Consider the following 14106-nt stretch of genomic DNA (forward strand, 5'->3'; position numbering starts at 1 on the left):
TAGTCTTCTTTTTTCCATTCTTTTATCTCTTTTCTCTCTTCTAACTTCTAACTTCTTTTCTCTCTGCAGATTTATCCTCATTGAAACCTAAGAAACCTGAAAAATCTGTCACAGGTGTAATATTAATAATCATTGGAACAAAACCTGGGATATTTTCCAAATCCACCCCTTGCCACTCGGGCGGTAAATTAAATTGAATCGGCGAAGAACCCGTGCGCTTAAGCTCAAGATTCTTTGCGTTAAAATCGATCCCGCCGACCTCATCAGAAGCAGAACGTCTATTGGCCGAAGATGCTTGAACGCCTGATGATATCATCGCTGCATCTACCTGGGTTGACTGGCCAGCTTGGGCGGGCGTTGTAACTCTATTTTCAGCTAACAGCCGCCGAGTAATAGCTTGAGCTGTTCTCTCAAGTTTGCCTTCTTCCCGATTGCGATACGGTGTATCATCTAAAAGTCGAGTAGCCTTATCGATAATCACACCTATCTGTGGATTGCCTGCTAGCTCTTGAGCTAAGGCGTATTTCATTTTTGCGTAAGTGCGCTCAGAATGATGATTCGCTGGGTTATCGGCAATAGATTTCCAAGATAATGATTTTAATTGAATATCATCGATAGACTTCGTTTGGGCTTGAGCAGATAATGTCTTGATGTCTGATTTTATCTTTTCGATCAGCTCTCCATAGTTTTCAATGATCATTTTGTATTGTGTATTTTTCTGAAGTTCTTTAAGCGTTTGATCAAGCGTAGGTATATCTTTTTTATCATAAGCCTTCTCTAATGACTGCATAATATTTTCAACACGTCTTTGGTCCTCTGTATTTTGTCTTATCGTCATGATAAGTTCGTCTATTTGCTGAAGAACAACATTAAGATCTGTTTGGAATTTCTTATAAGAGACAATATCTTTTAACGATGAATCATCAGGATACTTATCTAAGAGCTTTTGGATGATATCTTTTGTTTGGATAAGATGTTTGCGCGCCTTATCTGTATTATTCTGTTCGAGAGATCCAAAGGCCTGGTCATAATCCTGTTCTGCCTGCTCAAAGGCCTGCTGAATTTCTTTCTCAACAGTACTAGACTCATCAAGGTCAACATGCCAGACAATCCGTCCTTTTTCATCCAAGGAATAATCGCCTAGGTTGGCTTCGATGAGCCAACCGCGTGCATTGCGCTTTGGGATTGAAGGATCATCTTTGCCCCAAGAGGCTGAAGGAATCATTTTTCCATTCTCATAATGATATTCAATATGCAGTGTTCGCGTCTCTTGAGGGATATGGTCAAAGGTAAAATCTCCAGTTATACGATTAAACCGCCAGTTATCAATATCACTAGGATGAAGCTCAGCGATCTTGCTCTGAGTCAATGATACGCTTGGTAATTTTAAAACATCTTGAGAAGGCCATGGGCTCTTAGCAGATTGAACGACAGGCTTAGTTAGTTCTAAAACAGGTTGGACGACTGGAGCATTAGGTTGGGTTATAATTTCTTCAATCGTGATACGTTGAATTCGGTTGTTATCCATGTCAGCTACATAAAGATTCCCATCTGGACCAAAAATTGGATCATACGGCAAATTAAACTCCCCTGGTGCTGTGCCTGATGTGCCGTTTGGGTTGCCTCCTATGATTTCCCATTGACCTGTGTTGTTGTTTAGCATTTGAATTCGGTTGTTTTTCTTGTCATCTACATAAAGATTCCCATCTGGACCAAAAATTGGATCCTTCGGCCAATTAATCTCCCCTGGTGCTGTGCCTGATGTGCCGTTTGGGTTGCCTCCTATGATTTCCCATTGACCTGTGTTGTTGTTTAGCATTTGAATTCGGTTGTTTTTCTGGTCAACTACATAAAGATTCCCATCTGGACCAAAAATTGGATCATTCGGCCAATCAAACTCCCCTGGTGCTGTGCCTGATGTGCCGTCTAGGTTGCCTCCTATGATTTCATAATTAATCTGATAAGATAATGTATCGTTAATCTTGATTGTGTCAGCAACAGATTGCTGAGCCAAAGAAGTCTGTGGTGTTGCTTGCCCTTGCCCAAACACCGGCGTGGCCAAGCTCATCAATCCGATCATAACTGCAGCGGCGACTACTTTGACAGCTTTCTTAATCAATCCGCTCGAAGCTTGCGCGCTACCCTTCTGCCCTGCCCCGATTGCTGAGGCTGCCATCGGGTTATCAGCTGGCAAACTTGCAGGCAATGTTGCGCTTAATGAAATAATCTCAGGCTCTTTGCCTTCCCCGTTATCTACGATGACTTCTAACTCTTGCCCTACGTTAAGAGAATTTTTAATAACTTCCCATGCTAAATGCTTTTGTTCTGGCGTTTGAGTTGGCAAGCCAGTAACGTTTCCTTTATGTTTTATTCCAGTGACTTTTCCTTTTACTACAGCATTCTCAACAATCTCCATTTGCAAACGGTTTAAGAATTCTTGTTCTGTTTTAAACTTTAACATTCCAGGCACAAGCCCAAGAAAAAAGAGTAGCGCTAACAACTCTCTTTCTTTTTTACCCTGCGTTAGACCACCGAACATATCAAACAACTCAACTGATACATCTGGTACTTCTTTCGTTTTAGCAAATACATCATTGAGCATCTCTTGAGATAGAACATCACTAAAATGCTCTCTAATTAAGTCTCGAAACTCCTGAGAAGACACCGATAATATGGCCGATGGATCTTGCGCCAACACCAGACTTTGAGTTTCCACCATAAACAAATCCCACACTGTTAGCGGCTTATTCATTCTATTGCGCTCTTTTCTATGATTCTGAATATTTTCAATCAAATCATATGCCGATCCAAAGGCTAAATCATCTGTATTCGCTGGCGAATAACGTATAAAGGGCGTTCGATTTTCGCTCTGATTCAAGTAAGATGTAAGACTCAGATGTATATTTTTGGCAAGACACGCATTACTTATTATCAGTACATCTTCCACATTTCCTCTATTTATAAGCGCCTTTGCGAGCATCTCGTAGCTCATGTCCCATGCCTCATACCCTGACTTGTTTCCATGAGTATCAAAGTAGATCCTAAGAGGTCCCCTCGAGGTCTCAATCGCTGAAACAACATCTTTAATCGAGTGAGTCCCATCTTTAAATGACTGCATATTGTCTCTTAATACTCCTGTGGATAACACAAATTCTTCTTGTTCAGTTACGCTGAATTTAATATTCGGGCTTCTTTTATTTGGTTTACCAAGCAAGTTGATGACGTGTATTTCTCTGCCCTTACTGTCTCTTTCGCCAAAAACGATCTCACTCAAATATGTGTCATGCAAATCAAGAATGACATCGAGGCTTCTTTCAAAATATTCGACATCAGTGTACGGAATGCCTAAGGCCTCACACAAACGTATAGATGCGACCGCAATCGATGTTTTCTGTGCTTCGCTTATATCGCGAATCTCTATTTTTTTATTTATTGACGTCATTAAATCAGTATTTTTAAGTTTAATAACAAAACTAGAATTCACGCCTGTTACATCTTCAACATTATTAGCAAATTCACTTAGACCAACAGATAAATAACTATCAAGATTCTCTTCAATCAACGCATCAAAATAGGCCTCATTAAAAGGAGAGTCTTGCAATTTCAATAATCGCTTTTTGAAATAACACGCGCATTCAGGCACACGCTCTGCAGCGCCAAGCAGCAGTTCATTTCTCTTTGTCATTTCCAATGCCTTTAACCGCGAGGGATCCTCAAGAGCATAATAAAGTGCTACGTCATTATGCTGTATCGCCGCATATGCCTTTTGCGCTGCCCAGTCATAATTTGTAAATAATGGAAAATACCTAATCAATAATGCAGAATTCTCATCTGTAGCCAACATAAGACGATTTTCCTTTTCTTCCTCAGTATACTCATCTGATAAATATAGAGAAAGAACCGGATACCAATCTCGAATCAGCGTTAGTTTTGTTTTATTCAATGATGTTTGCAGTGATAAGGAGAGAAGGTTGTTTTTTTCTTCAGAAGAAAATTTGTCTAGTTTATGCATAGCTCTGATAACTTCAGAATCTGCTCCAAAATTTTCAATAGCATTTTCGACAAAGGGACAGTCTATCCACTCATAGTTTTCAATTGCTAGTGATTGTATCGCCGCACCAGGATTCATCTGCCCTGCCATATATAGCAGTTCGTTTTTTTCATACTCTGTAAGCACATCAAGCTTATCCTCATTAATCAAGACCTTTTCTGCCCTACTTTTAGAGTTAGGATACTCTTCTAAAGATTCTTTTATGACTTCAAATGCCCAATCTGGATAACGCAATGTTACAGGAAGATATCGAGAAGCAAGCCGTTTAAAACTTTTCGCAGCAGCAAAGTATATCGCACTCCTTTGTTCGTAAGTAAATATATCATTAAAAATGCGTGGATCTATACAGATCCACTCTGCAGCTCCAACGTGTTTTTGTACAAGAGTCATAACAAAGTCATATCCAGCCCAATCATAATGCGCTATCTTGTGATAATTCTCTATTGCAGTAGGCATATGCTTATAAGCCGCGATACGAAGCAGTTCGCTCCTTTCCTCAGCACTAAAGTGCGCGTATCGTTCTGGTTCAGATAATGCCCTTACTGACTCTAGCCAATCATTCTGTAAGCGAGATAGGGTCTCCTCAAACTCTTGTGATAGCTTATGATCAGTTTTATCCTGGGACGCTTCCTGCTGATTATCGTTTCTGGAGACATCAATTCGTGGAGCAAGGGCTATTTCTTGTGTTTTAGTTGGTTCAACCATTATTGGGTAATAAATGGTCACGTTATCCCCATCAATCGCATAGCCATTTCTTGGTAATGTTGTTAGTAATCCATCCGTGCTATATTCAGGAATATCGCCTGAGTCAGAACCAGAAGTAATAGTTGTATTGACTGTGGTCATACCCCCTTGTGTTTTTATATCCCATTCTATATTTAACGCACTCTTTCCACCTGTTGCGTTAAGATGCTCTTTTATGTAATCCGCCAATTGCAAATACACTTCTTTTTCTATTTGATCAATTATGTGTGCGGTGCTTTCAGATTTTATATTTAACTTGTTAGAATTGTTTATAGATGTTAAATCGTTGAGTATTTGCGCTTGCGCCTCCAGGCTTGTTAGCGCCACACCGACCAAAACCATGGCTCCCACAGTAAAACCTAAGGCAATTGTTTTCAAAGTCTTTAAAGATTTCTTAACAATCGAGGATGAAATCGCCGCTCCTCCAGGACTTCCAAAACCACCGGAGAAATACTTTCTTGGAATATTTTTTTTGGCATAAGGGTCGTACTCAACTTTTAGAATATTGCACACACCTTTTTTGTAGGCAGCAAGGTATTGCTGGTAGATATAATCGACTTCAGAAGTTAGAGGTTGGAGGTTAGAAGTTGGAAGAGAATCAGGATCAGAAGAATTATTGTTAGCGTTTAGCGTATAGGGTTTAGCGCTTAGATCCTCATTCTTGCTATCCGCTATACGCTCTACGCTATCCGCTGTTTTCTTACTTTTTCTATCTTCTATCTTCTCCCTTCTATTTTCTTTATTTAGCCCCTCAACTTTCCTTTTATCCACATAAACCTTATTAAGAATCGATTCTTTAAGAGCTTGCTTATACCAAGTGGCCAAAACCATGGCATGAAACATTTGTCTAAGCTGAGCAAAATTCTTGCCCTCATTGACTTCTTTTTCTAAAAGAGGAATAAGGATTTCGCGAACAACGCTAGAGGCTAATTTGTTGTCATCTGTCGGCGTTTTTGAATGAGCTCCTGACTTACGGAGACTTTCAGTCGACGTCAAGTCAGCCTGTGCGAATTCATTCCGTTTTGACTGCGGCCCAGCAGTCAAAATCGGAACATCCTTCTCCCTTCTATCTTCTTTACTTTTCTCTCTTGCAACAAAATCTTCTTCCAACATCACTTTAAGATGACTCTCTGTAACAAATGCTTTATCAATGTCTTCATACACAACAGCATTTTCAGGAACAATCCAAACCTTGTTAAAAGTATCAACAGGAATATTCGTGGTTCCATATTCTTCATAAGCTTTTTTGTAAACTTGAGCCCAGAATTCTTTTCCGGTTTCGCTATCTGGTAACATCAAAGAGGCTGTAACTTGCTTTAGGATATAGTCTTGAGCTAAGAGTTCTTGGCCCATTTCTGTTTCCCCTAAAGCATCGGGAATAATGCGATCTTCTTCATAAGGAGAAAGGTTGACCCAAAGGTCTTCTTCTGGGGTAGTCAGCGTAGCTAGGAAATATCGGGCAAGCTTTTCACTCTCGCTTTTAAGCTCATCGCCAGCAAGCCCAGAGTTACCGCTATCAATAATAAAATCAAATTTAAAGGGATTATCAGGATAAACCTTAAGACCTTTGAGCATGACAGGTACAAAGCCAGAGCTCAAAGGAACCACACTACCAGGAATCGGAATACTAAATACGCCTTGAGCCAAAGCTTGAGAAGGAATAATGGTCATAGAAAGAAAACAGACCATTATAATAATACATATACTTTTATTTAAAATTTTCAATGCTTCCTCCGTGGCACAGAAAAACATTCTTATTTCTTGCAATACCGCTATCCTGACATATAAAAGTATAGCCTATCTATATGCGTTTTAAAGGGGATTTGGGGTGTTTTGGGAAAGCGCTTGCTTTTTGCACAAGGCAAAAAGAATAACCAATAAACAAGGTACAAATTACAAACAAGCTCCAAACTTTCATAGCCAAAGAAACAAAGAATCAACTTGTTGGAATAGAGTTTAATATCAACAACCGCGCTCAACCTCGCACCCTAACGGGCACAGGTAGGTTGAATTGGTTACCAAACCAAAGATTCCTCTTGGAGGTAGCACAGGCTGGTCTGTGTCTATCAAAAAGGGCCCTGCAAATAAATTTTGCAGGGCCCTTCTAAAAATCAATACAATAAAATTACGAAATTTTTCTTCTACGGGAAACTATCCACAAAAAGAAACAAATACCAAGGCTAAATAAACTTACGCCTAAACCAAAATAAAACCAAAAAGGAACAAAGCGAAATTCAATCACATGTTTTCCAGGTTCTAAAAAGACAGCTCTAAACAAATAATTGGCAGGATAAACCTTAGACGGCTTGCCATCTACCCAAACTTTCCACCCAGGATGATAAGCATCTAACAATACTAAAAAGCAACTTCTTTCTGCGTCAGCTTTTAAGACAACACCATTCGCCCAGACTTTCTCGATTTTTATCGGGGTAATAATCTCCTGGCCAAGAACACTTGCCTTAGGAAAAACTTCTTGCGGGCCTTTTTCAATGATAACGCGAGAAACAATTCTTGCTCCCCTTTCTTTTATAACGCTTAAGACCTCTTCTTTTTTCTTAAAATCCCAATTATAAGCAAGATACGCTCGAGGAGCCGTTACGGGCAAAGGGATAATCTGAACCTCTTTGTTATAAACAGCTGCTTTAGAATTAATGTCTTTGCCCATAATAATATATCTGACATTGGCAATGCTTAAGAAAGCGGTGTTGTCAAAATGTTGATTGTTCGCCGAAGCAAGCTGACCGGCATCTATCTTTGCATAACTCTCAGGGTCAATTAAGTTCTTCACAAATTGAGTATAGCGATAAGGATAAATCGATTGATGACCGCCAAAACTATCCAATCCGTAAGCCATAGCTGTATTCTTATAAAAAGCTAAAAACATTCCGTTAGACCTAAAAGAAGATTCCTTTTGCTTATTTTTTAAGAATTCAATATACGGAACACGAGGAAAAGAATCAAATCTCTTAACACGATATCTCGGATTTAAAACAAAAAGCTCTAAAAGCATTAACACCATTAAACCACTAACGGCTATCCATCCTGCTTTCTTTTTTCTTGTAATAATCAAAAGAAAAAGACCAACACATGCCACAAACAAAATTAATAGAGAAAAACTTGAAGCTTTTACAGCTTGATCAAAAAAAGGCTCTTGCCGATAAATCCAAAGACATCCTAAAATAGAAAAAATCAAAACAATTCCTATGGCAATAAGTCTTTTAAGCGATTGTGCTGGGTTGTTAAGAAGCTCTTGAACCCCAAATCCGACTAAGAAAGCAATTAAAAACGCAAAAATATGAGACAAATGCCATACCAGCAGAATTATATTAAAAACTGGCAAATATCCAATCCATTGAGCGTAAATAAAACCAAACATCTTGCCAAAAACAAATATCGCAATTCCGCCAAGAAACCAAACAAGCGATCTTCTTTCTTTTAGCCAAAAACCTAAGAAAGCAAGCAAAACAACAATAACTCCCAGATAGCCTCCTACCCATGTATAGCGGATACTATCGGTAGCAAGACCTTCCGAAAAAAAACCAGGAACCAACATAGTAAGAATCTTGCTTTTTGGCTCTAGATTTTCTAGTCCAGTTAAATTTGTATGAGATGTCCAGGCTCTAAGAAAATCAGCAATAAAAGGAAAAAGAACAACAGCAGAAATCCCTATTCCAAGAATATAAAAACTCAAAAGGATTAATATTTTTTTTACTTTATTAGGATTCTTGTTTTTGACATCTTGCCAAAACAAAAACATAACATATAGAGCTGTCAAAAATTGTGTTAAGAAAATATGCTCCACATGTCCAGAAAACACATTTAATCCAATTGCCAAACTAAAAAATACGTAATGTTTGATCGAAGGCTCTTTAAAGACTTTATAGGAAACAATGAACAATAAAGGAAGAAAAATCTCTGCATTAACCGTCCACAGCTGATTTACGACCATAGGGCCAGTGAACATAAAAGTTAGTGCCGCTGCAATCCTCGGGAAGAAAGAAAATTTCCAAACATTCATAAGCCAATACATTAGCAATCCAGCAACCAATATTCGAGCAAGAATCAAAACATCAAAACTAATTGTATTTGGAAGGACATAAAGAAGTGCGTTTAACGGAAAGAAAATTCCTCCTTCCATCATGAGACTCATCGGAACTCCGCAGAGTTGATGGGGATTCCACAACGGGAAAATGCCGTTTTGAAAATTTATTTTTAGAAATTGAAAAAACGATTCTTCCAGTGAAGCCGTATCACAAAAAATCATAGAAAAGAAATTATGAAAATTCCCTCCTTGTCCATACGGGCCATACGGTAACGCCTGAGCATACATAGTTGAAATCTTAAAGGTTTTTCCTAAAAACACAATGTCATAGAAAAAACCTAAAAGAATAACTGAAAAAAGAATCAAAATTAAAGAAAATCCATATCTTCTTTTCACAAATCCGTCCTATGTTAAGAAATCCAAATTTTATTAAGATATTTTCAATTCACCTAAAAATTTAAATCTTTTCATTCATTACAATTTTCTAAATTTAACAGTAACACAAACTCACCTTTGGGAGGCTTTTGGGAAAAGTGCGTGATAAGCTCGCTGGCTTTACCTTGTTTGACTTCTTCAAACTTCTTGGTAAGCTCTCTTGCGCAAACAACCACAGGATCTTTCAAGACATCCTTGATGTCTTCAAGCGATTTGATGACACGATGAGGCGCTTCATAAAAAATAACAGTCTTTTTTTGATCTTTAAAAGTTTCAAGCTTTTTTTGTCGTGCAACAGATTTAACCGGCAAGAAACCTTCAAAACTAAAACTATTGGCAGGCATCCCAGAAAGAGTTAGCGCCATCACAAAAGCGGTTGCACCTGGAATAGCTGTTACAAGAATATCGTTTTCTTTAGCAAGCTTAATAAGCACATAGCCCGGATCACTAATGCCAGGAGTTCCTGCGTCAGAAACAAGCGCGATATCTTTGCCCTCCATCAGCAATTTTAAAATATACGAAGACTTTGATAATTTATTATGCTCATAATAACTTGTAAGCGGCGTTTTGATTTCGTAAGCGTTGAGAAGAATTCTGGTATGGCGCGTATCTTCAGCGGCGATTAAATCAACATTTTTCAATGTTTCAATAGCACGCAATGTAATATCTTTAAGATTACCGATGGGGGTGGAGACGATATATAACATAAATTAGCATATAGCGTATAGGGATTAGCGTTTAGAAAATCAAAACCTTAATTCATCTGCTTTTTCTATGCGCTATCCGCTATGAGCTATCTTTCAAATTATTCTACGGTTACCGATTTAGCCAAATTTCTTGGCTGATCAACGTCATTACCTCGTGCAACAGAAATATAATACGCAATCAATTGTAGTGGCACAACCGTAAGAATGGGGGTAAGCATTTTATGAATCAAAGGAATATAAATCACATTGTTTGCATGTTGACTAATAACGCGATCGCCTTCGCTTGCAATAGCAATAATTTTTCCTTTACGTGCACGAATTTCTTGAATATTAGAAATCATTTTTTCATACGTATCTGACTCAGGAACAATGCAAACAACCGCGCGATATTCATCAATCAATGCAATCGGTCCGTGCTTCATTTCTCCTGCAGCATAGCCTTCAGCCGGAATATAAGAAATTTCTTTTAACTTTAAGGCTCCCTCGAGTGCTGAAGGAAAATTAATATTTCGGCCTAAAAATAAAAAGCACCCAAAATGCGAATTAGCTTTAGCTACTTTCGCAATCTTTGTCCTAAGTTTCAAAATCTTTAAAATTGCGGCTGGCGCTTTTTTAAGACCTTTGATTATTTCTGCAGCCTTGAGAGGTGTAATTTTCTTCTTTATAAGGCTTAATTTCAACGCAAAAAGATACAGCATGCCAAGCTGCGCTGTATACGCTTTTGTAGATGCAACACCAATTTCCGGGCCTGCATGCGTATACAAAACACCATCTGATTCACGCGCAAGAGAAGATCCAACAACATTGCATATGGAAATTACTTTTGCACCCTTGGAACTTGCCTCTCGAACAGCTGCCAAAGTATCGGCTGTTTCGCCAGACTGGCTGATCGCAATCACAAGAGTTTTTTTATCAATAATAGGTGTCCGATATCGAAACTCGCTTGAAACATCAATCAAAACAGGCACGCGTGCTAACTGCTCAATAATATATTTTCCAACAAGGCCAGCATGATACGCTGTTCCGCAGGCAACAATCACAATATTATTAATTCTTTGAAGATCACTATCTTTTAAAGAAATTCCCTCTAAAACAACCTTGTTTCCCTTAATACGGCTTGAAAACATGCGCGCTAAAACTTTAGGCTGCTCATAAATTTCTTTCAGCATGAAATGCGCAAAACCTTCTTTTTGAACAGAATCAATCTTAAGCGAGACTTGATGAACTTTATATTTTACTTTCTTTCCAGCTAAATTAAAAATAGAGATGCCTTTTCTGGTCATATCAGCAATCTCTCCGTCTTTAAGATAAACGATCTTGCGCGTCTTATCTAAAATGGCAGGAACATCCGAGGCAATAAAATTTTCATTCTTACCCATTCCAATAATAAGCGGAGAACCAAGGCGAGCGGCAATCAATTGATCTGGATGATTAGAGCTAATAACACCGATGGCAAACGATCCTTTAAGCTTGCGCACAGTCTTTCGAACAGCCTCGAGAAGATTGCCTTTGTACGAAAAAGAAATCAAATGCGCAATAACTTCAGAGTCTGTTTCGGATAAAAATTTATAGCCCTTACTTTTTAGGAAATCTTTAATCTCTTGATAATTCTCAACAATTCCATTATGAACAATCAAAAACTTTCCAGATGAATCAAAGTGAGGATGAGCATTTATTTTTGTAGGCTTGCCGTGCGTTGCCCAGCGTGTATGTGAGATCCCTAAGCAACCCTCAGCAATAGGATGGGCTTCAAGGAGGTCAGAAAGATTCTGAATCTTTCCCTGCGTTTTACAAAGATTGATTTTATGATTTTGATTCGCTACAACACCAATGCCACATGAATCGTACCCCCGATATTCTAGGCGCTTTAATGCGCTTAACAAAATGGGCTGTGCATTCTTGTCGCCAATATATCCTACGATTCCACACATAAAATTATTTCTAAGTTTAAATTACTTTGAAGCAACTTTTTTTACAGTCTTCTTTTTTTCCGTTTTCTCAACCGGACGAATATTAACAAATGTTACAGTCTTTTTATATGTCCCTCTTTTTTTCTCAAAATAAACTTCACCATCGCAAGCAGCCGTCAAATGCATACGTCCTGCAACGTTAATGCCTGGCTTCCACTTGTCCCCCTGGCGAGTTAAAACGGTTCCTGCCTTAACTTTAGATCCACCAGCAACTTTAATGCCTCGCGTTTCCTTGTAATTAATTTTTGATAAACCACCGACTTTTGCCATGAATTGCCTCCCCGAATGAGCCCCTGCCGTTTTGCTTCGCTTTTGCTTGTAAAACGAAGCAGCAGGAGCGAATTTATCCCACGCAAGCAGGATTAATGCTGTTAATAAATATTACTCTTATTTTACTTTAAAATCTCGTTGACTTGTTTCTTGAGATCTTCGCTCGTTCTCGCGTTTGTTCTTTTGCCATTTATAAAAAACGTTGGCGTACCTCCTACGTCAGCTTTTCCAGCAATCGCAAGATCTTTTTGAATCATTTGCTCTAGCTGTGCATCTTGCTCTTGCATCTTTTGAACAAATTCATCTTTGTTAATTCCAAGCTGTCCAGCTAACTCCCCATACTTGTCTTCACTTAAATCTTTAGCATTTTGAAAAATTAAATCCAACATTTCCCAATATTTCCCATACTGCTTAGCAACCAAAAGCGCTTTTGTCGCCGGTTTTGCTTGCTTGTGATAAGAAAGAGGAAAGCTCATAAAAACATAATTCACATCCTCAGGATAAACACTTACAACATCCGCTATAATTGGATGAAACTTTTGAGAATACGGACACTGAAAGTCAGAAAATTCCACAATGGTTACTTTTGCTTCTGGGTTTCCCTTAACCATTGAACCGCTAGTATCAATATCGTAAACTTTGTTAGGATCGATCTGAGGTCGTTCGTTCTTTTGTGCACCTTTCTGACGTGCAAACCCTTGAGACGTCAACACTTTGACTATTTGCTTTTGATTATTTTGAATAATCGTCAGCTGCTCCTCTATATTTTTCTGATAAATAAAGTTTCTTTTATACTCATTCATCTTTAGCGCAAACAGTGCGAAAAGAAAAAGAACAACAGCAGCAAACAATATTACTCTTCTTAACATATTTGTTTTCCTTTCAATATACCTACTGATTTATTTTTTAATTTCACAAATTAAGATCAAAAATATTGTATTTTCTTCATTTTTCATCCAATTTATTGTGACAGAATAAACGATTTTACCCTATAAAGTCTTATTTGGCAAACAAATTCTACCTCTTGCCCTCTTGCGAAGCTCTACAGTGAAATCCCTCCATAATAAGATACGATATGCTTAATATCGTTCCATCGGCGCCCAGATTTGCAACCAAAAATTGCAATAATAAGGTCATCATTGCCTTGCTTAGTATATCCAACAAAACAAGACTTTGCTTTTCTAGTATATCCCGTTTTTCCAAAAAGCTTTTGTTTCCAATCAAAAAACAAAATCTTATTATGACTCTTCAATATTGTTTTTCGCCCATTTTCTGAATAAATCGTTTTATGTTTATATGTAATTGCTTTACGAAAAAAAGAATGTTTAAGCGCCGCCCTAAAAATCAAATACATATCATAAGCCGTTGTATATTGCGTTCCTGACTTCGTTGGAAGTCCGTTAGAATTCGCAAACTTTGTATGCCGACACCCTAACTGCTTTGCTCGCTTGTTCATCATAACAACAAAATCTTTTTCTGTTCCAGCAACCGCCTCAGCTAAAGCAACGCTACCATCATTGGCAGATGAAAGTAAAATCGCAAAAAGAAGATCTGACGCTTTATATCGATCCCCCGGTTTAGCATAAATCTTGCTCGGTTCAGGATACGTAGCATTTTTACTAATTTTAACCATACGACTCAACGGAAGCTTCTCCAGAACAAGCAACGCCGTCATTACCTTAACCGTGCTCGCCGGCAAAACTTTTTTATGTACACTTTTGCCATAAAGCCTTTTAACTTTTGTGCTATTAGAAAAAATGGCAGAATTAGCAGAAACACGATACTTTTTGGCAGCTTCGCTTTTTTCAGATACACCTAAAAAAAGAACAAAAAACAATATAAAGCTAACATGAAATTTTTTAACTTTCAGAAAATTTATCAACATAA

7 protein-coding genes are annotated in these 14106 nt (G+C 38.1%); all 7 read right to left on the reverse strand.

What is annotated here, in order from left to right; translation table 11 throughout:
* Window positions 1-40: 40 nt before the first annotated feature.
* The 7 genes from PHY73_00005 to PHY73_00035 all read right to left on the reverse strand — a co-directional run bounded on the left by PHY73_00005 (window position 41) and on the right by PHY73_00035 (window position 14104).
* A complete protein-coding gene (locus PHY73_00005; protein ID MDD3374098.1) occupies window positions 41-6484 on the reverse strand; it encodes a hypothetical protein in 6444 nt (2147 codons plus the stop codon).
* A 436-nt stretch (window positions 6485-6920) separates the two neighbouring features.
* Entirely contained in the window at window positions 6921-9233 is a 2313-nt protein-coding gene (locus tag PHY73_00010) for a YfhO family protein (GenBank protein ID MDD3374099.1), read from the reverse strand.
* 71 nt (window positions 9234-9304) lie between these two features.
* Complete coding sequence (rsmI, locus tag PHY73_00015; GenBank protein ID MDD3374100.1) at window positions 9305-9979, reverse strand: 16S rRNA (cytidine(1402)-2'-O)-methyltransferase; 675 nt, start codon at window positions 9977-9979, stop codon at window positions 9305-9307.
* Between the two features lie 98 nt (window positions 9980-10077).
* Entirely contained in the window at window positions 10078-11910 is a 1833-nt protein-coding gene (gene glmS / locus PHY73_00020) for a glutamine--fructose-6-phosphate transaminase (isomerizing) (protein ID MDD3374101.1), read from the reverse strand.
* A 21-nt stretch (window positions 11911-11931) separates the two neighbouring features.
* Complete coding sequence (locus PHY73_00025; protein MDD3374102.1) at window positions 11932-12219, reverse strand: 50S ribosomal protein L27; 288 nt, start codon at window positions 12217-12219, stop codon at window positions 11932-11934.
* 122 nt (window positions 12220-12341) lie between these two features.
* Complete coding sequence (locus PHY73_00030) at window positions 12342-13088, reverse strand: thioredoxin domain-containing protein (GenBank protein MDD3374103.1); 747 nt, start codon at window positions 13086-13088, stop codon at window positions 12342-12344.
* Window positions 13089-13261: 173 nt separating this feature from the next.
* The gene (locus PHY73_00035; protein MDD3374104.1) at window positions 13262-14104 is read right to left on the reverse strand and encodes a serine hydrolase; all 843 of its coding nucleotides are present in this window, start codon (window positions 14102-14104) and stop codon (window positions 13262-13264) included.
* Window positions 14105-14106 lie beyond the last annotated feature (2 nt).

Source organism: Candidatus Omnitrophota bacterium, assembly GCA_028693815.1.
Lineage (GTDB): Bacteria > Omnitrophota > Gorgyraeia > Zapsychrales > Aceulaceae > Aceula.

Excerpts from the sequence above, each read along its gene's own strand:
- PHY73_00030 (MDD3374103.1), bottom strand. The coding sequence starts at position 13,088 with ATGTTAAGAAGAGTAATATTGTTTGCTGCTGTTGTTCTTTTTCTTTTC.
- PHY73_00025 (MDD3374102.1), bottom strand. The coding sequence starts at position 12,219 with ATGGCAAAAGTCGGTGGTTTATCAAAAATTAATTACAAGGAAACGCGA.
- rsmI (MDD3374100.1), bottom strand. The coding sequence starts at position 9,979 with ATGTTATATATCGTCTCCACCCCCATCGGTAATCTTAAAGATATTACA.
- PHY73_00005 (MDD3374098.1), bottom strand. The coding sequence starts at position 6,484 with ATGGTCTGTTTTCTTTCTATGACCATTATTCCTTCTCAAGCTTTGGCT.
- PHY73_00035 (MDD3374104.1), bottom strand. The coding sequence starts at position 14,104 with ATGTTGATAAATTTTCTGAAAGTTAAAAAATTTCATGTTAGCTTTATA.
- glmS (MDD3374101.1), bottom strand. The coding sequence starts at position 11,910 with ATGTGTGGAATCGTAGGATATATTGGCGACAAGAATGCACAGCCCATT.